Origin of the sequence: Hydrogenophaga sp. (genome assembly GCF_965657535.1) — a bacterium.
Taxonomy (GTDB): domain Bacteria; phylum Pseudomonadota; class Gammaproteobacteria; order Burkholderiales; family Burkholderiaceae_C; genus Hydrogenophaga.
Map to the genome: position 1 here is coordinate 274,006 of NZ_CBFHOP010000001.1, position 20,244 is coordinate 294,249.

Here is a 20,244-nt window from a genome sequence, read left to right on the forward strand (position 1 = left end):
GTTGCGCCTGCCAGGGGCAGAGCACAACACAGACAGGGGCGCTGCGAGCGGAATACCGGTCCGTGCGAATCAGCGCCACACAGCAGCATCAAATATCGATATTCCCCGCCCGCAGCGCATTGGTCTCAATGAAATCCCGGCGGGGTTCCACTTCGTCGCCCATCAGCATGGTGAACACGCGGTCGGCTTCGATGGCGTCGTCGATCTGCACGCGCAGCAGGCGGCGCACGGTCGGGTCCATGGTGGTTTCCCAGAGCTGTGCGGGGTTCATTTCGCCCAGGCCTTTGTAGCGCTGGCGGCTGGTGGTGCGCTCGGCTTCTGCGATGAGCCAGCGCATGGCGATGCGGAAGTCGGCCACTTTTTCTTCTTTTTGCTTGTCGCCTTCACCGCGCATCACTTTGGCACCGTCGCCCAGCAGGCCGCGGAAGGTTTCAGCGGCCGTGGCGAGGGCGGCGTAGTCGGCGCCGTGCACAAAGTCTTGCGTGAGCACGCTGCTTTTCACGTTGCCGTGGTGGCGGCGGCTGATGCGCAAAATGGGCTTGTCGGCGCGGGCGTCAAACTCGGCTGCCACCTCGGCGGGCACGCCGGTGGTGGTGAGTTCGCGCAGCTTGGCCTGCAGCGCCACGGCGCTGGCTTCGGCCTGCTCCATGTTGTCCAGGTTGAGCGACACGCCGTCGGCAATGGACCGAAGGGCTTCGGCGTCCATGAAGTTGGACAGGCGGGCAATCACGTGCTCGGCCACCTGGTGCTTGCGCGCCAGTTCGCCCAGGGTGTCACCTTCCAGCGTGGCGGCGGTGGCGCCACCGGTGAACACTTTGGCGTCTTTCAGCGCGATACGCAGCAAAAAGCCGTCCAGCGCGGGCGCGTCTTTCAGGTACAGCTCTTCTTTGCCGGCCTTCACTTTGTACAGCGGCGGCTGCGCAATGTAGATGTGGCCGCGCTCCACCAGCTCGGGCATTTGCCGGTAGAAGAAGGTCAGCAGCAGCGTGCGGATGTGGGCGCCGTCCACGTCGGCGTCGGTCATGATGATGATGCGGTGGTAGCGCAGCTTGGCGACGTTGAAGTCGTCTTTGCCGTCGCTGCTGGCGCCTTCACCGCCGGCCTTGCCGATGCCGGTGCCCAGCGCGGTGATGAGCGTCAAGATTTCGTTGCTGGTCAGCAGCTTCTCATAACGCGCTTTTTCCACGTTCAGAATTTTGCCGCGCAGCGGCAAGATGGCTTGGAACTTGCGGTCGCGGCCTTGTTTGGCGGAGCCACCGGCGGAGTCGCCCTCGACGATGTAGATCTCGCACAGGGCGGGGTCTTTTTCCTGGCAGTCGGCCAGTTTGCCGGGCAGGCCCATGCCGTCGAGCACGCCTTTGCGGCGCGTCATCTCGCGCGCCTTGCGGGCGGCTTCGCGGGCGCGGGCGGCTTCCACAATCTTGCCGCAGATGATCTTGGCGTCGTTCGGGCGCTCTTGCAGGTAGTCGGCCAGCAGGCGCGAAACAATGTCTTCCACTGGGCCGCGCACTTCGCTGCTCACCAGCTTGTCTTTGGTCTGGCTGGAGAACTTGGGCTCGGGCACCTTCACGCTCAACACGCAGCACAGGCCTTCGCGCATGTCGTCGCCGGTCACTTCAACCTTGGCCTTTTTGGCGAACTCGTGTTCTTCAATGTATTTGTTGATGACGCGCGTCATGCCCGCGCGCAGGCCGGTCAGGTGGGTACCGCCGTCGCGTTGCGGGATGTTGTTGGTGAAGCACAGCACCTGCTCGTTGTAGCCGCTGTTCCACTGCATGGCCACTTCCACGCCAATGTTGGTGCCTTGGTCGCTGGCGCGGTCGCCGGTGGCGTGGAAGATGTTGGGGTGCAACACCGTCTTGCCTTTGTTGATGAAGCCCACAAAGCCCTGCACGCCACCAGCGCCTGAAAAGTCGTCTTCCTTGCCGCTGCGTTCGTCTTTCAGGCGAATGCGCACGCCGTTGTTCAAAAAGCTCAGCTCGCGCAGGCGCTTGGACAAAATTTCGTAGTGGAAGTCGGCGTTCTCTTTGAAGATGTCGTAGTCGGGCAGAAAGTGCACCTCGGTGCCGCGTTTTTCGGTGTCACCGGTCACCTTCATGGGTGAAATCTCAACGCCGTTTTGCGTTTCCACGATGCGGTTTTGCACGAAGCCGCGGGCAAAATCGATCTGGTGCATCTTGCCTTCGCGGCGCACCGTCAGGCGCAGCCACTGGCTCAGCGCGTTCACGCAACTCACGCCCACGCCGTGCAGGCCGCCCGAGACCTTGTAGCTGTTCTGGTTGAATTTGCCACCGGCGTGCAGTTCGGTCAGCGCAATCTCGGCGGCACTGCGCTTGGGCTCGTGCTTGTCGTCCATCTTCACGCCGGTCGGAATGCCGCGGCCGTTGTCCACCACCGAAATCGAGTTGTCGGTGTGGATGGTGACCATGATGTCGTCGCAGTGGCCGGCCAGCGCTTCGTCGATCGAGTTGTCCACGACTTCAAATACAAGATGGTGCAGGCCGGTGCCATCCGACGTGTCGCCGATGTACATGCCCGGGCGCTTGCGCACCGCTTCCAGGCCTTCCAGGATTTGGATGGCGCCCTCGCCATACCCTTCGCTCGCGCCAGCCTGGTGGGCGTTGATGGTGGGCTGAAAGTTGGAGCTTTCCGTGCTGACCTCGCCAGTGTTGACGGCATCTGTTCCGGGTTCGGCGGGCTTGTTGGCTTCGGACATGGTGAAATTTCTCTGACTTCTAGAAACGCCAAACCCGCAAAGTAGCGGGTTGAGCAAAAGGTACCGGTGCGCGTGTCTTCGTCAAGGCCATCGCGGAACCGGCTTTGCCGGGCCGCTACTGGCGCCTCCCAGTGGGGGGTGACGCCGAAGGCTGCGCGGGGGGGGGGCGTCGTCATATCCGCATCGGCATGACAACGTATTTGAAGGCGTTGTCATCGGGGTTGGTCAACAGCGCGGAGCTGTTGCCATCGGACAGTTCGATGCGAACCATTTCCTGAGACATGTTTTGCAACGCGTCGATCAGGTAGGTCACATTGAAACCGATCTCGATGGTGTCGCCACCGTAATCAATGTCGAGTTCGTCCACCGCTTCTTCTTGCTCGGCGTTGCTCGACGCCACACGCAGTACGCCCGGCTCAATGTTCAGGCGCACGCCCTTGAACTTTTCGCTCGTCATGATGGCGGTGCGCTGCAGCGAAGCCAGCAGCGGTACGCGGCCCAGGGTGATGATGTTCTTGTGGTTGCGCGGAATCACACGGTTGTAGTCGGGGAACTTGCCTTCTACCAGCTTGGTGACGAATTCCATGCCATCAAAGCTGAACTTGGCCTGGTTGGCCGCAAACTGCATTTCAATGGCGCCTTCTTTGTCGCTCAACAGGCGCTGCAGTTCCAGCACCGTCTTGCGCGGCAAGATCACTTCTTGCTTGGGCACTTCCACGTCCAGCGTGGCGCTGGCAAAAGCCAGGCGGTGCCCGTCGGTGGCCACCAGGCTCAGCTGTTGGCCTTCTGCGACAAACAAGATACCGTTCAAGTAGTAACGAATGTCGTGCACCGCCATGGCAAACGACACCTGGCCGAGCAGGCTTTTCAGCGTTTTCTGCGGCACGCTGAACGCCGGGCCGAAGCTGGCCGACTCTTGCACCAGTGGAAAGTCTTCAGGCGGCATACTCTGCAGCGTGAAGCGGCTTTTGCCGCCTTTCAGAATGAGTTTGCCGGCGCTCGACTCCAGGCTGACCGACTGGTCGCCCGGCATGGTGCGCAAAATGTCGATCAGCTTGCGTGCGCCCAAGGTCGTGGCAAAGCTGCCTTCGTCGCCACTGAGTTCGGCGGTGGTACGGATCTGAATTTCCAGATCGCTGGTGGTCAGCTGCACCGCCGAGCCGGTTTTGCGCAGCAGCACGTTGGCCAGAATGGGCAAGGTGTGGCGGCGCTCGACGATGCCAGCCACCGACTGCAGTGCAGCCAAAACCTTGTCCTGGGTCGATTTCAAAACGATCATGTCTGACTCTTTCGTCTCTGGTTAACTCGATGGCCGGGTTCTGTTGCCCCGCTCGCATGGGCCTAGGCACAGGCCAAACTTGCGCTATTTTCGCCTTTTTGCAGCGCCGAACCTGAAATGGGCCCAAGCGGAACGGCCAACGTGTCGCCGAGCCCGCCCAAGGGTGTGCACCGTGTCACGCCGCTCATCCTTTGAGGGTCTGTTCCAGCACGTGCAGTTGCTGGTTGAGCTCGGTGTTTTGCTGGCGCTCGGCGCCAATTTTGCGCACCGCGTGCAACACCGTGGTGTGGTCGCGCCCGCCAAACAGCTCGCCAATTTCGGGCAGACTTTTCTGGGTCAGTTCTTTGGCCAGAAACATGGCAATCTGGCGCGGACGGGCAATGCTGGCCGGGCGCTTCTTGCTGTACATGTCCGCAACCTTGATCTTGTAATAGTCGGCTACGGTTTTCTGAATGTTTTCCACCGAAATTTGCCGGTTTTGAATCGACAGCAGGTCTTTCAATGCATCGCGCGCCAATTGAATGGAAATTTCCTTCTGGTTGAAACGCGAATACGCCAGGATTTTGCGCAGCGCACCTTCCAGCTCGCGCACGTTGGAGCGCACGTTTTTCGCCACGAAGAACGCCACTTCTTCGGGCATCACCGCGTGCTCCACCGCCGCTTTGTTGATCAGAATCGCCACCCGCATCTCCAGTTCGGGCGGCTCTATGGCCACCGTTAAGCCTGAATCGAAGCGCGAAACCAGCCGCTCGTGGATGTCGGCCAGGCCCTTGGGATAGGTGTCGCTGGTCAGCACAATGTGTGATTTGCGCGCCAGCAGGGCCTCAAAGGCGTTGAAGAACTCTTCTTGCGTGCGCTCTTTGTTGGCGAAAAACTGCACATCGTCGATCAGCAGCAGGTCGAGCGAGTGGTAACGCTCTTTGAATTCGTCAAACGTTTTGCGCTGGTAGGCCTTCACCACGTCCGAGACAAATTGCTCGGCGTGGATGTACAACACCTTGGCCTGTGGACGATCGGCCAACAGATGGTTGCCAATAGCGTGCACCAGGTGGGTTTTGCCCAGGCCCACGCCACCGTAAATGAACAGCGGGTTGTACAGCTGGCCGAGGCTGCCGGCCACGTGCATGGCAGCGGCGCGGGCCATGCGGTTGGCCGAGCCTTCCACCAGCGTCGAAAACGTGAGCGCCGGGTTCAGCCGGGTCTTGGGTGCACTGGGGCTGACCGCCTCCACGGGCGCCAGGTCGGGCAGTTCGGCCAGCACCTGTTCTTGTACCGTGCGTGGTGCGGGTGACGTGCGGCTGGGGCCTTCGCGCGCAGCGAGCACCAACTCCAGGTTGACTGGAGAACCGTTCACGGCTTCCATCAGCACCGTGATGCGGGCAGCGTATTGAGCGCGAATCCAGTCGAGTTTGAACCGGTTCGCGACCGACACCACGACCTTGCTGCGGTCGGCTGCGACGGTGGCCGACAAGGGTCGGATCCAGGTGTTGAACTGCTGTTCGGGGATTTCCTGGGACAGGCGGTCCAGGCAGGTGAGCCATAAAGACTGGGCGTCAGTGGGCGGAAAGTCTGGGGTGATGCCCTCGGTCATGCTGGAGGTGGCTGCTACGCTGTTATTGTGGACAAATGGCTCGGGGTGAACCGCGAATTGTAGTGCGCGTGGACACTTATCCACAAGCTTGGGTTGCCGGCCTGGGCATGCGAAAAACCGTCTTGTTGACGTATTGGCACCAGATATACCTGCAAGTGCTTGCCCGGCATCGGGTTTCTTTGCGATAATTGCGGGTTTCCCCGATTTTTACTGAGCACCATGAAACGCACTTACCAGCCTTCCAAGATCAAACGCGCCCGCACCCACGGCTTCCTCGTCCGCATGAAAACCCGTGGTGGCCGTGCAGTGATCAACGCTCGCCGCGCCAAGGGCCGCAAGCGTCTGGCCGTCTGAGCCCGCGCGTGCTGTGCCGCTGTCGGCTGGCCCGGCGCAACCACTGAACGCGCCTGAGGGTTCAGCAGTGGTGCAGCGGCTCAAGTCCAGGCAGCAATTTCAAGCCGTTATGGCGGGTGCCCTTGTGGCCAAAACCCCCCACTTCGCCTTGCACCGTGTGGCGTTGGACGCCGCACACGAGAGCGCCCACGCAGGTCGGGCGCTTTTCCCTGTGGCCGACACTTGGTTGGGTGTACTCCTGCCCAAGCGTTGGGCGCGTCGTGCCGTCACCCGCAACGCCATTCGGCGCCAGATTTACGAAGCTGCCCGCGAGAAAGCCCACCAGCTGCCTCAGGCGGCTTTGGTTGTTCGTCTGCGCACCGAATTCAGCCGCAAGCAGTTTGTGAGCGCCACGTCCGATGCCTTGAAGCGCGCGGTGCGGGCCGAGCTGAACCAGCTGCTGGACCGGGTGGCTCCAAAGGTGCCTGCTGCGCAAGCGCCGAGCGCCTGCACACCCGTCTCGCCGGAGTTGCCCCATGCTGTCTGACTGGCCACGCCAAGTCCTGATCGGCTTGGTCAAAGGTTATCGTTTGCTGCTCAGCCCTGCGCTGGGCAGCAGTTGCCGTTTCGAGCCCTCGTGTTCGGTGTATGCCTTGGGCGCGCTGGAGCGCCACGGCGCGCTGGCGGGCAGTTACCTCACGCTCAAACGCCTGGGCCGTTGCCACCCGTGGTGTGACGGTGGCTTTGACGCGGTGCCTGAAGCCACCCCCGCCCTGTTTTCCCGTCTGATTTCACCCCCCTCAGAAAAGAAGAACCCGTCATGAATGACATCCGTCGATCCATCCTGTGGGTGGTTTTTGGTCTTTCGATGGTCCTGATCTGGGACAAGTGGCAGATCCACAACGGCCAGAAACCCACCTTTTTCCCGGGGTCCGCCGTCACTGCGCCAGCAGCCGGCCAGGCACCTGCCGCCGGTGGCAGTCTGCCGGCGGCGGTGGGTTCGGCCGCGGTGGGCGGTGAAGCGCCTGCTGGTGCGCCAGCGGTTGCGGCGATGCGCCACGAGGTCAGCACCGACGTGCTCAAGCTGGTGTTCAACAGCGAAGGCGGCTCGCTCATTGACGCCCAGCTGTTCAAACACGCGGAAGCCACCCGCTCCAGCGAAGACCAGGAAGACAAGCCGTTCACCCTGTTGACACAGAGCGCCAACAGCACCTATGTGGCGCAGAGCGGTTTGATCGGCGGCAGTTTCCCGACCCACAAAACCCCGATGACGCTGGTGCCTGGTGCCACGTCACTGGCAGATGGCCAGAACGAGCTGCAGGTGCGCTTTGAGTCGGCCGAGGTGGGTGGTGTGAAGCTGGTCAAGACCTACACCCTGACGCGCGGTCGCTACGACATGACGGTGCAGCACGATGTGGTGAACAACAGCGGCCAGCCGGTGAGCCCGCAGCTGTACCTGCAACTGGTGCGCGACGGCAACAAGCTCAGCAGCGAAACGCCGTTTTATTCCACCTTCACCGGCCCGGCCATCTACACCGAGGCGCAGAAATACCAGAAGGTCGAATTCGCCGACATCGAAAAGAACAAGGCCGATTTCGAGAAGACCGCAACCAATGGCTACGTGGCCATGGTGCAGCACTACTTTGCCACGGCCTGGGTGTTGGGTGATGGCGTGGCGCGCGACAACTTTGCCCGCAAGATCGACAACAACCTGTACGCGGTAGGCGCCATCACGGCACTGCCCGCCGTGGCGCCGGGCCAGACCCAGAGCGTGCAGGCCCGCCTGTTTGTGGGCCCGCAAGCCGAGAAGGTGCTGGAAACCATCACGCCCGGCCTGGAGCTGGTGAAAGACTACGGCTGGCTCACCATTTTGGCCAAGCCTTTGTACTGGTTGCTGGAGAAGATCCACGGCTTCGTGCAGAACTGGGGCTGGGCCATCGTGCTGCTGGTGGTGCTGATCAAGGCCGCTTTCTACTGGCTCAACGCCAGCGCCTACAAGAGCATGGCCAAGATGAAGGCGATCAACCCGCGCATCATGGAAATGCGCGAGCGTCTCAAGGGCAACCCGCAGCAGATGCAGCAGGAAATGATGAAGATGTACCGGGAAGAGAAGGTCAACCCGCTCGGTGGCTGCTTCCCCATCCTGATCCAGATCCCGGTGTTCATTGCGCTGTACTGGGTACTGCTGTCCAGCGTGGAAATGCGCAATGCGCCCTGGCTGGGCTGGATCACCGACTTGTCGTCGCCCGATCCCTACTTCATCTTGCCGGTGGTGATGGCCGTGACCACCATGATCCAGACCGCACTGAACCCGCTGCCACCCGATCCGCTGCAGGCCAAGCTGATGTGGATGATGCCGCTGATGTTCTCGGTCATGTTCTTCTTCTTCCCGTCAGGCTTGGTGCTCTACTGGATCACCAACAACGTGTTGACCATTGCGCAGCAATCGTTCATCAACAACCGCATGGGCGTACCGCTGAAATTCACGTTGCCTTTTGACTTGTTCAAAGGCAAGCCGGCTGCCAAATAAGGCACAAGCTCCCGCCTAGGGCCGCGCAAGCGGCCCTTGGTGTTTCTGATCCACTGCTCGCAAAGCCCCCCCACCATGCTCAGCGCACAAACCGACCCTATTGCCGCCATAGCCACCGCGCCCGGGCGGGGTGCTGTGGGCATCGTGCGCGTATCCGGCCGAGGGTTGAAACCGTTTGTGCAGGCGCTCTTGGGCCGCGATCTCAAGCCCCGCGAAGCCACCTACTTGCCGCTGCCCGACGCACAGGGGCAGCCGATCGACCATGGCCTGGCACTGTGGTTTCCAGGCCCGCACTCGTACACCGGCGAAGACGTGCTGGAACTGCAGGGCCACGGCGGGCCGGTGGTGCTGCAGCTGCTGTTGGCACGTTGCCTGGCGGTGGCGCAGTCGGCCGCCGCCGCTGGGCAGCCGCTGCTGGGCGGGCTGCGCCCAGCCCGCCCAGGCGAGTTCACCGAGCGCGCGTTTCTGAACGACAAGCTCGACCTGGCGCAGGCCGAGGCCGTGGCCGATCTGATTGACGCCAGCACCGAGGCGGCGGCACGCAGCGCGTCGCGCTCGCTGGCCGGGGTGTTTTCGGAGCGTATCCACACGCTGCGCGACGCTTTGATTCACCTGCGTATGCTGGTTGAAGCGACGCTGGATTTTCCCGAGGAAGACATTGACTTTCTGCATAAGGCCGACGCCATGGGCCAACTCCAACGCCTGCGCAGCGCGCTGGCCGATGTGCAAGGCGAGGCCCGTCAGGGCGCCTTGCTGCGCGACGGCCTGAAGGTGGTCATTGCGGGCCAGCCCAACGCAGGAAAAAGCTCCCTGCTCAACGCCCTGGCCGGTGCCGAACTGGCCATCGTGACGTCCATCGCGGGCACCACCCGTGACGTGGTGCAGCAAACCATTCAGATCGAGGGCGTGCCGCTGCATGTCATCGATACCGCCGGCTTGCGCGACAGCCCGGACGTGGATGAGGTCGAAAAAATTGGCATTCAGCGCGCCTGGGGTCAGATTGAGCGGGCCGATGCGGTGCTGTTTTTGCACGATCTGACCCGCAGCGACAGCGCCGACTACCAGGCCGCAGACGCAGCCATTGCCGCCCACCTGGGCGCTGCGCTGCCCGCCGGTGTGACGGTGTTGCAGGTGTGGAACAAGCTGGATCAGTGCCCGATCGGTGCCGATTCGGTTTTGGCAGAACGCCTGCAGGCTGGCGACCTGGCCTTGTCGGCCAAAAGTGGTGACGGGCTGGAAGCCTTGCGCCAGCGCCTGCTGGCTTTGGCGGGTTGGCAACACGCGGGCGACGGCCTGTTTATGGCGCGTGAGCGGCACTTGCAAGCGCTGCAGCGCGTGGGCGTGCACCTGGACAGCGCCCACGTTCTGTTGGCCGTGGGCGCCGAGCACCTGGAATTGCTGGCCGAAGAGCTGCGCCTGGGGCAGCACGCGCTGGGTGAGATCACCGGCGAATTCACCGCCGACGATTTGCTGGGGGAGATTTTTTCGCGTTTTTGCATCGGAAAGTGAGGCCCCGTGCGCCGCCCGGCGCTGCCCGCGCACCGTTGGGAGTGAAACGGTAAGCAGCCGTAAAAACGCCTTGCCCACAGGCACCGCCTGCGGTTATCTTGCGGCATGAACGCTTCTTCTGCGGCCACGTTGCGCCACGGCATCCAGGGCCTGGCGCAGTCCATGCGCCATTGCCAAGCGCTGGACGGGGTGCCGCTGAGCCTGAACGAAGCCCAGTGGACGGCGTTGGCCAACTACCTGCAGCCCGTCAGCCTGTCTCAAGGGCAGGTGCTGATTGAGCAAGGGGTTAAAGACCGCACCGTGTATTTCGTTGAAAGCGGCAGCCTCACCGTGCACTATGAAGACGACCGGGAGCGCATCTGCATTGCCATGGTGGGCGCCGGTTCGTTGCTGGGCGAGGGCGCTTTTTTCAGCCATCTGCCCCGCAGCGCTAACGTGCAAGCCGGGTCTGACTGTCGGCTCTGGTGCATGACGCCACTGCGCTTTCGCGAGTTGTCCGTGCGCCACCCTGATGTGGCCCTGGACCTGGCCGTGGCCATGTCGGCCGTGCTGGCCCGCCGCATGTACAACAAGCCCAGGCGGGTGGCGGTGACCTGAGCGCTGAGCGCGGGTTCAAGGGTGCATCAGCCCGGGATTTCTGCCCTTTATCCGCCCACTGCTCCGCGCAGTTTTGCCCATACTTCGCCCATGTCCTTGTTCAGCTGGCTGCAAGCCAAAAAACCCGCTCCGGTACGCAAACCGGGCGCTTCGGTGGCGCGCCGTTCGTTTGTCCAAACCAACCTTCCTCTGATTTCGCCGCGCCGTGGCCGGCGCATCTTGCGGCGCGAGCAGCTGTTTTCGGTGGTGCGCGAGTCGATGATCCGAGGCGGCGTGTTGTCCACCAGCTACGAGTTCAAGGTGCTGACGCTGGACGCCAACGGCGACAGTTTTCTGGTGTTGATTGACCTGGCTTTGCCCGCTGAGGTGATGCCCGACGAGTACCTGCTGGAGATTGAGCGCTGGATTCAGTCGAGCGCCCAGTCGCGCCACAGCATGGCTGTGCGTTCGGTGTATTGGCGGCGCAAGTCGGTGCACGACCAGCGCGGCATGGCGCTCAAAGCCGCAGTGGCCGCCCAGACCCGGCGCGAGGAGCGCGCGCCCAGCGCCACCGCCATGCCGCCACCGCGCAAGCCATCGGCGCACAACCGGCCGCAGCCCGTCGCGCCTGATGAGGTGGAGGCTTTTCGGCGTGCGCTGCAGAGCGCCGCCACGCCGGTGCGCCGTGAGCCATCTGGGGCCGATGTGTATTTGCCCGTGCCCGAGTCGCACAGCGACTTCTCTGCGTTGAGCGAGACGCAACACGGGAAGCTCTGAGATGCGCTGAACGGCCCGGTCAGGTCACCAATCCGATAAACGGCCTGATCCAAGCGCTGGTCAATGTCCGGTGAAGTCCAGCAGCGTGAACAGTTTCAGGCCAGAAGCGCGCAGTTTTTCAGAGCCGCCCAGTTCGGGCAGGTCCACAATGGCGGCGCCCTCCATCACCTCAGCCCCCAGCTTTTCCAGCAACCGGGCACCCGCCATCATGGTGCCACCGGTGGCAATCAGGTCGTCAATCAGCACCACGCGGTCGCCCGGCTTCACCGCATCGGTGTGCAGCTCCACGGTGGCGCTGCCGTATTCGAGTTCGTAGGTTTCCTGCACCGTGGTGAACGGCAGCTTGCCCTTTTTGCGAATGGGCACAAAACCCACGCCCAGCTCGTAGGCGAGCACCGAGCCGATGATGAAGCCGCGCGCGTCCAGACCGGCCACGACGGTAGGCCGCAGGGCCGGGTCCATGTAGCGGTGCACAAACACGTCGATCAGCACGCGGAACACCTTGGGGTCTTGTAGCAGCGGCGTGATGTCGCGGAACTGCACGCCGGGCGCAGGCCAGTCCGGCACGGTGCGGATGTGAGCTTTCAAATAGGCAGAGGTGTCCATGGGGTCGGGTCCGTTGAGCGGCTTTCATTATCGCCCCGCACACAAAAAAACCCCGGTTTTGAAGCCGGGGTTCTGGGCGAGGCGCTGGGTCAGGCCATGGGCTTGAACTGGTAGCCATTGCCGGCGGCCTCGAGGGTGCCAAACGCCGGAAACGGGAAGTGGAAGCCACCAGCCACGGCCTTGTCTTTCACCAACATGTCAAACACGCGGCGTCGGGTTTGCCTGGCCATCTCCGCGTCCATGTCGAAGGCCACGGCCCACTCGGGGCTGCGTGCAAACAGCGAGGGTACGTTCACCACATCGGCCACGTACGTGAACGACTGGCCTTCGGAACGGACGGTGAAGATGCTCATGCCAGGGGTGTGGCCGAAGGCCGCTGACGAGGTGATGCCGGGGGCGATTGCTGCGCCGGGTTCAAACAGGACCAACTGGCTGGCGGGCAGGCTGCCAACGGTTCGACGCACCGCCTGGAATGCACCTTTCATGGCCGGGGGCGCGGCTTCCATGCGCGCATCGTCCATCCAGTACGCGTGCTCGGGTGCGGGTACATGCACCTTGGCGTTGGGATAGACCAGCGAGCCGTCCTTGGCACGCAGGCCGTTGATGTGGTCACCGTGGTAATGGCTCAGGATGACGTGGTTGATGTCTTCCGGCTTGTAACCGGCAGCGGCCAGGTTGGCGCGCAGCTTGCCCGTGGTGGGCGGGCCATTGTCGGCAAAGCCGGTGTCGATCAGGAGCTTGGTGTCGCCGCTGACCACCAGGAAGGCGGTGAACGGAATGTCCACATAGTCGGTGGGCAGGTTTTGCGAGGCCAGCAGGGCTTTCACCTGCTCGAGTGGTGCATTGCGCACAAACTCTTCACCCAGTGGGCGGCGCAGGGCGCCGTCGTTCAGCGCAATGATTTCCATGGCGCCGAGTTTCATGCGGCGAAAACCGACCTCGGGCAGCACAGGTGCGCCGAAGTTGGGCGTGCTCTGAGACCACACGGACGAGAAGGTGAGTGCAGAGGCGCCAGCGATACCGGCACCCAGGAAAAGTCGGCGGTCCATCATGATGCTGCTCCAGATTGGTAAGGAGCCGAAAGCATACAGACTGATTGGTCATCATGTATACCAATTGGTCTCTTTAACCATGGTGATCGCATGGAATTTGCGCGTGGTCGGAAGCCCCCTGCTGCGCAGTCGTCTACTCAGCCTGACAGCAATTTGCCCTCGGCCAGCGCCAGCGCTGGCGCTTTGCCACTGAGCACCAGCGTGTCGCCGCCTTCCAGCACCGAGTCGTCACTGAACGCGCAGGGCAGGCCGCTGGCCCGGCGCAGGCTCACCAGCCGCACACCCACCGCCTCCAGCGCCAGCCCGCCCAGTGTTTTGCCCACGGTGCGCCCGGCGGTGGGCAGGGTCACGGTGTGCAGGCGCTCGTGGTCGATGTCGTCCAGGCTGTCGTCGCCCGCACCATGGAAATAGCCGCGCAGCAGGTTGTAGCGCGCGTCGCGCTGGTCTTGCACCACGCGGATCACACGGCGCATGGGTACCCCCACCAGCGCCAGCGCATGGCTGGCCAGCATCAGACTGGCTTCAATGGCTTCGGGCACCACTTCGGTGGCGCCGGCCTGGCGCAGTTTCTCCAGGTCGGTGTCATCCACGGTGCGCACCACCACCGGCGCGTTCACTGCCTGCTCGTGGGTGTGGTGCAGCACCTTGAGTGCGCTGGGCGTGTCGAGGTAGGTCACCACCACAGCGCTGGCGCGGTGAAGGCCGGCCGCCATCAGCGCCTGCAGCCGCGCGGCGTCGCCATACACCACCGAATGCCCGGCAGCGGCGGCCTGGCGCACACGGTCGGGGTCAAGGTCGAGCGCCATGTACGGAATGCCTTCGGCTTCCAGCAAGCGCGCCAGGTTTTGGCCACAGCGGCCATAGCCGCAAATGATGACGTGCTTGTCGGCGTTGATGGCCTTGCGCGCAATGCTCGTCATCTGCACCGACTGCATCAGCCAGTCGCTGCCCACCAGCCGGGTCACGATGGCGTTGGTGTACAGAATGATGAAGGGCGTGGCCAGCATGGAGATCACCATGGACGCCAGGATCGGGTTGAACAGCGCGGGTGGGACCAGGTTGTTTTGCCCGGCCAGCGTCAGCAGCACCAGGCCGAATTCACCGCCTTGTGCCAGATACAGGCCGACGCGCAGCGACACACCGGCGCTGGCGCCAAACAGGCGGGTCAGCCCGGTGATAAGTGCGAGCTTGAAGGCGAGCGACAGCGTGAGCAGCAGCAGCACCAGCGGCCAGCGTTCAATCACCAGCCACCAGTCCAGCATCATGCCGATGGTGATGAAAAACAGGCCCAGCAGCACGTCGTGAAACGGACGGATGTCGGTTTCCACCTGGTGCTTGTATTCGGTTTCAGAGATCAGCATGCCCGCCACAAACGCACCCAGCGCCAGCGACAGGCCGGCGTGCTCGGTCAGCCAGGCCAGGCCCAGGGTGATCAGCAACAGGTTGAGCATGAACAGCTCGTCGCTCTTTTGCCGCGCCACCAGCGTCAGCCACCAGCGCATGACCCGCTGGCCACCGGTGAGCAGCACACCCAGCAGCACCACCGCCTTGACCAAGGCCCAACCCAGCGCTGGCAGTAGGTCCTCGGGTGCCGCTGCCAGGGCCGGAATGAGCACCAGCAAGGGCACCACGGCCAAGTCTTGAAACAGCAAAATACCCACCACGCGCTTGCCGTGTTCGGACTCCAGTTCCAGCCGCTCGGCCAGCAGCTTGATGACGATGGCGGTGCTGCTCATGGCCATGACACCGCCCAGCGCCAGCGCGATCTGCCAGGACACGTTCCACCAGGTGGGCAGCAGCAGCGCCAGGCCCAGCGAAGCGCCGGTGGTGATCAGCACCGTCAGCAACACCTGCGACATGCCCAGCCCGAACACATGGCGCTTCATGCTGCGCAGCTTGGGCAGGCTGAATTCCAGGCCAATCACAAACATGAGGAACACCACGCCAAACTCGGCCAAGTAGCGCACGCCGCTGGAGTTTTGTGCCAGCGCCAGGGCGTTGGGGCCAATGATCACACCCACCACCAGGTAGCCCAGCATCGGCGGCAGCTTCAGCTGGCGGCAGGCCACCACGCCCAGCACGGCGGCCAGCAGGTACAAGAGCGTGATGTCGAGCGAATTCATACCTTTGAATGTTAACGGGCGATGGCGGTCATTTCCCCGTGCCGCCGGGCGCCTGGGCGGTGCGGCGGCGATAATCGCGCCATGCGTTCACCCACCCCGTTTGACCCCCTGCGCGCCCAGGCGCTGGCCATTGAGACCCTGACCATTGAGGCACTGGCCGTCACCGCCATGGCCGCGCGGCTGGGCGAGGCGTTTGCCCAGGCTACCGAGCTGGTGCTCAACAGCCAGGGCCGCGTGGTGGTGATGGGCATGGGCAAAAGCGGCCATATCGGCCGCAAGATTGCCGCCACGCTGGCGTCCACCGGCACGCCCGCCATGTTTGTGCACCCGGCCGAGGCGAGCCACGGCGACCTGGGCATGATCACCGCGGCCGACGTGGTGCTGGGCATCAGCAACAGCGGTGAAAGCGAAGAGCTCACCGTGCTGCTGCCGCTCATCAAACGCATGGGTGTGCCACTGGTGGCACTCACCGGGCGCCCGCAGTCCACCCTGGGCCGCCACGCCGACGTGGTGCTCGACGCCTCGGTGGAAAAAGAAGCCTGCCCGCACAACCTGGCCCCCACCGCCAGCACCACCGCCCAGCTCGCCATGGGTGACGCGCTGGCTGTGGCCCTGCTGGATGCGCGCGGTTTCAAGGCCGACGATTTTGCCCGCTCGCACCCGGGCGGCGCACTCGGGCGCAAGCTGCTCACGCATGTGAGCGACGTGATGCGCGCCAGCGCCGACGTGCCGCGCGTGCCGCTGGATGCCGACCTGATGACGCTGATGCGCGAAATCAGCGCCAAAGGCCTGGGCATGAGCGCCGTGGTGGACGCGGATGATCGCGTGCTGGGCATCTTCACCGACGGCGATTTGCGCCGCCTGATCGAAAAAACCGGCAGCAGCGCCGACTTGCGCACCCTCACCGCGCGCGACGTGATGCACGCCAATCCCCGCACCGTGCGGTCCGACGCGCTGGCGGTGGAAGCCGCCGGCCTCATGGAGTCCAGCCGCATCACCAGCGTGCTGGTGGTGGACGAGGCGGGCCAACTGTGTGGTGCCCTGAACAGCAACGATTTGATGCGCGCGAAGGTGATTTGACCCCCCGTGCGCCGTTGCGCGGCTTCCCCCCAGGGGGACGGCGCTGGTGGCCTGGGTTGGTGTTTCTTCACTCGGTGCTTTTGTCCTCCCCGGTTAGCATTGCTCCATGTCCCTTGATCTGCCGCCGCTGCGCCCCACCTTGAACTTCGACCCCGTGCTGCTGTTGCGTGCGCAGCCGGTGCGCGTGGTGTTTTTTGACGTGGACGGTGTGCTCACCGATGGCGGCCTGTATTTCACCGAAACGGGCGAGACCCTCAAGCGCTTTCACACGCTGGACGGCCATGGCCTGAAGTTGCTCCAGCGCGCTGGCATCACGCCGGCTGTGGTGACCGGGCGCGACTCGGCCGCCCTGCGCAAGCGCTTGGAGGCGCTGGGTGTGGTGCATGTGCGCTACGGCATGGAAGACAAGCGACCGGCGGCCGAGGCCATCTTGGCCGAATTGGGGCTGGACTGGTCGGCCGCAGCGGCCATGGGAGATGACTGGCCCGATTTGCCCATGTTGCGTCGAGCCGCGCTGGCCTGCGCGCCGCCCACCGCCCAGGCTGAAGTGCTGGCGCTGGCCCACGTGGTCACTCAGCGTTTGCCCGGCGCAGGTGCGGTGCGCGAGTTGTGCGACCTTCTCTTGGTGGCCCGTGGCGCCTACGCCGACGAACTTGAGGCTGCTGCCCGGTGAGCAACACCGCGCCACTGCAACCACTCGGCCCTGCAGCACCCAGCCGGTCTGTGGCCTGGCGGCCCGGGCGCGTCTGGGACCAGGTGTCCATTTACCTGCCCGTGTTGCTCATGGGCCTGATGGCGCTGGCCTCTTACTGGCTGCTTCGCGCCACGCCCGAAGCCGCTTTGCCGGCGGCGGCACGTCCGGTCACACACGAGCCCGACTATTTCATGCGCCGCTTTTCCGTCAAAGTATTCGACGCCGACGGCGTGTTGAAGAGCGAGATTTATGGTGCCGAAGCGCGCCACCGTCCCGACACCGACTCGGTGGAGATTGACCAGGCCCGCATCCGTTCGCTGCAGGCCGGTGGCCTGCTCACCACCGCCACCGCACAACGTGTCACCAGCAACGGCGCACAGACCGAGTTTGTGCTGGAGGGTGATGCCGTGGTGGTGCGTGAGGCCGGCCGCAAGGCCGACGGATCGGTGCTGCCCCGGCTGGAGTTTCGTGGCGATCTGCTGCAGGTGTTCACCGAGCCGCAGCGGCTGGTGTCCGACCGCCCGGTGACCGTGGTGCGCGGCAACGACCGCATCAACGCGGACTCGCTCAATTACCAGGGCGATGAGCAGGTGGTCTTGTTCAAGGGCCGGGTCAAGGCCCAGCTCTCCCCGCGCTGAGCCAGTGCCCTCCACCCAACGCCGCTTTTATGCCTGACACCCCAGCGCTCACCCCAGCCCCTATGGTGTTCATCACCGGTGCTTCCAGCGGCATTGGCCAAGCGCTGGCCGCCCGATTTGCCCGCGCCGGCTACCGGCTGGCGCTGGTGGCCCGGCGCACCGCCGACATGCAGGCCTGGGCCGATGCGCAGGGTCTGGGCCCTGAGCGCTGCCGTGTCTACGGTGCCGACGTCGCCGATGTGGACAGCATCGTCGCCGTGGGCCAGGCCTGCCTGGCTGCGCAGGGCGTGCCCGATGTGGTCATCGCCAACGCCGGCGTGAGTATTGGCATGGACACGGCCGAGCCGGAGGACATCCACGTCAAGGCCCGCACCTTCGCCGTCAACAACACCGGGTTGGCCGCCACCTTTCACCCCTTTGTGACCACCATGACCGCGCAAGGTCGCGGCGCTCTGGTCGGCATTGCCAGCGTGGCCGCCATTCGCGGACTGCCCGGCCACGGCGCCTATTGCGCCAGCAAGGCTGCGGTGGTGGCCTACTGCGAAAGCCTGCGTGGCGAACTGCGTGGCAGCGGTGTGGCGGTCGTCACTTTGCTGCCGGGGTATGTGGACACGCCGCTGACCCAGAAAAACCGCTACAGCATGCCGTTTTTGATGAGCGCCGAAGCCTTCGCAGACCGCGCATTCGATGCCATCCAGTCCCGCACCAGTTACCGGGTGATTCCCTGGCAAATGGGCGTGGTCGCCAAGCTGCTGCGCCTGCTGCCCAACCCGCTGTTTGACCGCCTGTTGTCGGGGCGCCCGCGCAAGCACCGGCAAGGTTCCCAAGCCGCGCCCTAGCCGGCTGCGGTGCAGCCGTATCGCGCACAATCGGTGTCCATGATCCCTGACACCTCCTTGGACCACGGCCATCCGCCTGCGCAGGCCACGCATCCCTTTCCCGCGTCTTCCGTGGAGTGCCTGTCATGATGGATGTCGTGGTGCTTTTCTTTCTACTGGGCGTGTTTGCCCGTCTGGTCAAGAGCGACCTGCGCTTGCCCGAAGCCCTGTACGAGACGCTCTCCATTTACCTGCTGCTGGCCATTGGCCTGAAGGGCGGCATTGAGCTGAGCAAGCAACCTCTGCTGGACCTGCTGCCCCAAATGCTGGCCTGCATGGCGCTGGGGTTCGCCATTCCTTTTGTGCTCACGCCGGTGTTGCGGGCGCTGGGCCTGAGCCGGGTAGACGCCGCCTCCATGGCCGCACATTACGGCTCGGTCAGCGTCGTCACCTTCGCTGTGGCCAGCGCGTATCTGGCTGCCCAAGGCGTCGAAACCGAAGCCCACGCGGCCCTGTGGGTGGCCATCATGGAAGCGCCCGGCATCGTGGCCGGCATTTTGCTGGCCCGTCTGGGCGCGCCCGCTGCACCCGGGGCCAGCAAGCCCAGCATCAACTGGGCCGAGCTGGGGCACGACGTGTTTTTTGGCAAATCGGTGCTGTTGCTGGCGGGCGGGCTGCTCATTGGCACCGTCATGGGCGAAGCGGGCACCGCACCCATTGCCCCCGTGTTCATGGCACCTTTCAAAGGCGTGCTGGCGCTGTTCCTGCTGGAGCTCGGTTTGGTGGCTGGCGGGCGCCTGGGCGATTTGCGCCGTTATGGCGTGCGCATCATTGGCTTTGCGCTCATCGCACCGCCGCTGCTGGCGGTGGGTGGCGCACTCACCGGGGTGATGCTGGGCCTGAGCACCGGCGGCGTGGCGATCATGGCCACGCTGGCGGCCAGCGCAAGCTACATCGCCGCGCCCACAGCCATGCGCATGGCCGTGCCCGAAGCCAACGCAGCCCTGTCCATCACCGCCGCGCTCGGCCTCACCTTTCCGTTCAACATTGTGCTGGGTGTGCCGCTGTACCTTGAGCTGGCGCGCTGGCTTCAAAATCTGTTCGCCTGACCTTTGCACCCGCCATGGAAAAACACACCCGAACCCTGCTGGTCATCATCACCGAAGCGGCCATTGAGAAACGGTTGGTGGCCGACAGCCAGCGGCTCGGCGCGCAGGGCTACACCGTGCACGACGTGCGCGGCGGCAGCCGCCTGAGCACGCGTGAAGCCCTGTGGGAGGCCGACCGCAGCATTGAAATGAAGCTGATCTGCACCGCCGAGGTGGCCGACGCCATCGCACGCCATGTGCTCGCCACCTACGCGCCCCACTACAGCCTGACCTTGTTTTTCTCTGGCGTGGACGTGGTCCGGGCCGAAAAATTCTGAGCGTGCAGGCCGTCCAGCGCCAGCCACTGGTCGCCTGATTCGCGAGGTTTGTCGGGCTGCTTTGCGCGGCTCGCTTGACTTCCGGCCCGGGTGTTGCAACATGGGCGCACCTCCCGAGCACACCCAGATTTCACATGGTCAAGAATCACAAGCGCCTGATCGATCACCCGCCTATGTGGGCAAAGAATGCCAGATGCATGGCGCTGTTGGCCGCAGTGGCATGGCCATGGGGCACATGGGCCCAAGCGCCAGACCCGGCCGCGTTTCAGGTGAAGCTGTGGGCCGCCAGCTGCATGGCTTGCCATGGCACCGACGGCCGCGCCGAAGGCACCGGCCTCACGATCGGTGGGCGCCCGGCGCCCGATCTTTTGACCAAGCTGTTGGGTTACAAGACGGGAAAATTGCCCGCGACCATCATGCACCAGCATGCCAAGGGGTACAGCGACGACGAGCTGTCGCGCATCGCAGACTATTTCTCCAGCCTGAAGTGAGCCCC

Annotated in this window: 20 protein-coding genes; 14 read left to right on the forward strand and 6 right to left on the reverse strand. The window is 63.9% G+C overall.

The genetic code is table 11. The features are described from left to right. Positions 1–88: 88 nt before the first annotated feature. From gyrB to dnaA, 3 genes are all read right to left on the reverse strand, one after another. Complete coding sequence (gene gyrB / locus ACTG4K_RS01435) at positions 89–2,716, reverse strand: DNA topoisomerase (ATP-hydrolyzing) subunit B (protein WP_439112412.1); 2,628 nt, start codon at positions 2,714–2,716, stop codon at positions 89–91. A gap of 172 nt (positions 2,717–2,888) precedes the next feature. After that, positions 2,889–3,995, reverse strand: coding sequence for a DNA polymerase III subunit beta (gene dnaN, locus ACTG4K_RS01440; protein WP_439112413.1), 1,107 nt, complete (start codon positions 3,993–3,995; stop codon positions 2,889–2,891). A gap of 184 nt (positions 3,996–4,179) precedes the next feature. Beyond that, the gene (gene dnaA, locus ACTG4K_RS01445; RefSeq protein ID WP_439112414.1) at positions 4,180–5,586 is read right to left on the reverse strand and encodes a chromosomal replication initiator protein DnaA; all 1,407 of its coding nucleotides are present in this window, start codon (positions 5,584–5,586) and stop codon (positions 4,180–4,182) included. Positions 5,587–5,805: 219 nt separating this feature from the next. On the opposite strand from dnaA, the gene rpmH reads away from it, so the two are divergent. The 7 genes from rpmH (at position 5,806) to ACTG4K_RS01480 (ending at position 11,311) form a co-directional block, all read left to right on the forward strand. Continuing rightward, entirely contained in the window at positions 5,806–5,940 is a 135-nt protein-coding gene (rpmH, locus tag ACTG4K_RS01450) for a 50S ribosomal protein L34 (protein WP_066096666.1), read from the forward strand. Positions 5,941–6,010: 70 nt separating this feature from the next. Continuing rightward, entirely contained in the window at positions 6,011–6,466 is a 456-nt protein-coding gene (gene rnpA / locus ACTG4K_RS01455; protein ID WP_439112651.1) for a ribonuclease P protein component, read from the forward strand. Then, complete coding sequence (yidD, locus tag ACTG4K_RS01460) at positions 6,456–6,743, forward strand: membrane protein insertion efficiency factor YidD (protein ID WP_439112415.1); 288 nt, start codon at positions 6,456–6,458, stop codon at positions 6,741–6,743. Before rnpA ends, yidD begins: the two co-directional genes overlap by 11 nt. Then, the gene (yidC, locus tag ACTG4K_RS01465; protein WP_439112416.1) at positions 6,740–8,449 is read left to right on the forward strand and encodes a membrane protein insertase YidC; all 1,710 of its coding nucleotides are present in this window, start codon (positions 6,740–6,742) and stop codon (positions 8,447–8,449) included. The genes yidD and yidC overlap by 4 nt, the downstream gene beginning before the upstream one ends. Positions 8,450–8,524: 75 nt before the next feature. Then, positions 8,525–9,958, forward strand: coding sequence for a tRNA uridine-5-carboxymethylaminomethyl(34) synthesis GTPase MnmE (gene mnmE / locus ACTG4K_RS01470; RefSeq protein ID WP_439112417.1), 1,434 nt, complete (start codon positions 8,525–8,527; stop codon positions 9,956–9,958). A 105-nt stretch (positions 9,959–10,063) separates the two neighbouring features. Beyond that, positions 10,064–10,555 (forward strand): Crp/Fnr family transcriptional regulator, encoded by a 492-nt coding sequence (locus ACTG4K_RS01475; protein WP_439112418.1) that lies wholly within the window; start codon positions 10,064–10,066, stop codon positions 10,553–10,555. Positions 10,556–10,645: 90 nt separating this feature from the next. Further along, positions 10,646–11,311 carry a hypothetical protein gene (locus ACTG4K_RS01480; protein WP_439112419.1) on the forward strand — a complete coding sequence of 222 codons (666 nt, stop codon included), beginning with the start codon at positions 10,646–10,648 and terminating at the stop codon, positions 11,309–11,311. Positions 11,312–11,371: 60 nt separating this feature from the next. On the opposite strand, the gene ACTG4K_RS01485 is transcribed toward ACTG4K_RS01480, so the two are convergent. The 3 genes from ACTG4K_RS01485 to ACTG4K_RS01495 all read right to left on the reverse strand — a co-directional run bounded on the left by ACTG4K_RS01485 (position 11,372) and on the right by ACTG4K_RS01495 (position 15,092). Then, entirely contained in the window at positions 11,372–11,917 is a 546-nt protein-coding gene (locus ACTG4K_RS01485; protein ID WP_439112420.1) for an adenine phosphoribosyltransferase, read from the reverse strand. 89 nt (positions 11,918–12,006) lie between these two features. Continuing rightward, positions 12,007–12,969 (reverse strand): MBL fold metallo-hydrolase, encoded by a 963-nt coding sequence (locus ACTG4K_RS01490; protein WP_439112421.1) that lies wholly within the window; start codon positions 12,967–12,969, stop codon positions 12,007–12,009. A 137-nt stretch (positions 12,970–13,106) separates the two neighbouring features. Continuing rightward, on the reverse strand, positions 13,107–15,092 hold the full coding sequence (locus tag ACTG4K_RS01495) for a cation:proton antiporter domain-containing protein (protein WP_439112422.1): 1,986 nt from the start codon (positions 15,090–15,092) through the stop codon (positions 13,107–13,109). 81 nt (positions 15,093–15,173) lie between these two features. Here ACTG4K_RS01495 and ACTG4K_RS01500 point away from each other — a divergent pair, with 81 nt between their 5' ends. The 7 genes from ACTG4K_RS01500 to ACTG4K_RS01530 all read left to right on the forward strand — a co-directional run bounded on the left by ACTG4K_RS01500 (position 15,174) and on the right by ACTG4K_RS01530 (position 20,239). After that, positions 15,174–16,172, forward strand: coding sequence for a KpsF/GutQ family sugar-phosphate isomerase (locus ACTG4K_RS01500; RefSeq protein WP_439112423.1), 999 nt, complete (start codon positions 15,174–15,176; stop codon positions 16,170–16,172). A gap of 106 nt (positions 16,173–16,278) precedes the next feature. Then, positions 16,279–16,845 (forward strand): KdsC family phosphatase, encoded by a 567-nt coding sequence (locus ACTG4K_RS01505; RefSeq protein WP_439112424.1) that lies wholly within the window; start codon positions 16,279–16,281, stop codon positions 16,843–16,845. Further along, positions 16,842–17,504, forward strand: a complete 663-nt coding sequence (lptC, locus tag ACTG4K_RS01510) for an LPS export ABC transporter periplasmic protein LptC (RefSeq protein ID WP_439112425.1) — start codon at positions 16,842–16,844, stop codon at positions 17,502–17,504. Before ACTG4K_RS01505 ends, lptC begins: the two co-directional genes overlap by 4 nt. Before the next feature lie 29 nt (positions 17,505–17,533). Beyond that, the gene (locus ACTG4K_RS01515) at positions 17,534–18,343 is read left to right on the forward strand and encodes an SDR family oxidoreductase (RefSeq protein WP_439112426.1); all 810 of its coding nucleotides are present in this window, start codon (positions 17,534–17,536) and stop codon (positions 18,341–18,343) included. 125 nt (positions 18,344–18,468) lie between these two features. Beyond that, on the forward strand, positions 18,469–19,431 hold the full coding sequence (locus ACTG4K_RS01520) for a sodium-dependent bicarbonate transport family permease (protein ID WP_439112427.1): 963 nt from the start codon (positions 18,469–18,471) through the stop codon (positions 19,429–19,431). Between the two features lie 14 nt (positions 19,432–19,445). Next, entirely contained in the window at positions 19,446–19,748 is a 303-nt protein-coding gene (locus tag ACTG4K_RS01525) for a P-II family nitrogen regulator (protein ID WP_439112428.1), read from the forward strand. A gap of 197 nt (positions 19,749–19,945) precedes the next feature. Next, entirely contained in the window at positions 19,946–20,239 is a 294-nt protein-coding gene (locus ACTG4K_RS01530) for a c-type cytochrome (RefSeq protein ID WP_439112429.1), read from the forward strand. Positions 20,240–20,244: the final 5 nt, after the last annotated feature.

Excerpts from the sequence above, each read along its gene's own strand:
- dnaN (WP_439112413.1), bottom strand. The coding sequence starts at position 3,995 with ATGATCGTTTTGAAATCGACCCAGGACAAGGTTTTGGCTGCACTGCAG.
- ACTG4K_RS01475 (WP_439112418.1), top strand. The coding sequence starts at position 10,064 with ATGAACGCTTCTTCTGCGGCCACGTTGCGCCACGGCATCCAGGGCCTG.
- ACTG4K_RS01495 (WP_439112422.1), bottom strand. The coding sequence starts at position 15,092 with ATGAATTCGCTCGACATCACGCTCTTGTACCTGCTGGCCGCCGTGCTG.
- yidD (WP_439112415.1), top strand. The coding sequence starts at position 6,456 with ATGCTGTCTGACTGGCCACGCCAAGTCCTGATCGGCTTGGTCAAAGGT.
- ACTG4K_RS01520 (WP_439112427.1), top strand. The coding sequence starts at position 18,469 with ATGATGGATGTCGTGGTGCTTTTCTTTCTACTGGGCGTGTTTGCCCGT.
- ACTG4K_RS01525 (WP_439112428.1), top strand. The coding sequence starts at position 19,446 with ATGGAAAAACACACCCGAACCCTGCTGGTCATCATCACCGAAGCGGCC.
- ACTG4K_RS01505 (WP_439112424.1), top strand. The coding sequence starts at position 16,279 with ATGTCCCTTGATCTGCCGCCGCTGCGCCCCACCTTGAACTTCGACCCC.
- ACTG4K_RS01530 (WP_439112429.1), top strand. The coding sequence starts at position 19,946 with ATGGCGCTGTTGGCCGCAGTGGCATGGCCATGGGGCACATGGGCCCAA.
- mnmE (WP_439112417.1), top strand. The coding sequence starts at position 8,525 with ATGCTCAGCGCACAAACCGACCCTATTGCCGCCATAGCCACCGCGCCC.
- ACTG4K_RS01485 (WP_439112420.1), bottom strand. The coding sequence starts at position 11,917 with ATGGACACCTCTGCCTATTTGAAAGCTCACATCCGCACCGTGCCGGAC.
- ACTG4K_RS01515 (WP_439112426.1), top strand. The coding sequence starts at position 17,534 with ATGCCTGACACCCCAGCGCTCACCCCAGCCCCTATGGTGTTCATCACC.
- ACTG4K_RS01500 (WP_439112423.1), top strand. The coding sequence starts at position 15,174 with ATGCGTTCACCCACCCCGTTTGACCCCCTGCGCGCCCAGGCGCTGGCC.
- yidC (WP_439112416.1), top strand. The coding sequence starts at position 6,740 with ATGAATGACATCCGTCGATCCATCCTGTGGGTGGTTTTTGGTCTTTCG.
- ACTG4K_RS01480 (WP_439112419.1), top strand. The coding sequence starts at position 10,646 with ATGTCCTTGTTCAGCTGGCTGCAAGCCAAAAAACCCGCTCCGGTACGC.
- gyrB (WP_439112412.1), bottom strand. The coding sequence starts at position 2,716 with ATGTCCGAAGCCAACAAGCCCGCCGAACCCGGAACAGATGCCGTCAAC.
- ACTG4K_RS01490 (WP_439112421.1), bottom strand. The coding sequence starts at position 12,969 with ATGATGGACCGCCGACTTTTCCTGGGTGCCGGTATCGCTGGCGCCTCT.
- rpmH (WP_066096666.1), top strand. The coding sequence starts at position 5,806 with ATGAAACGCACTTACCAGCCTTCCAAGATCAAACGCGCCCGCACCCAC.
- dnaA (WP_439112414.1), bottom strand. The coding sequence starts at position 5,586 with ATGACCGAGGGCATCACCCCAGACTTTCCGCCCACTGACGCCCAGTCT.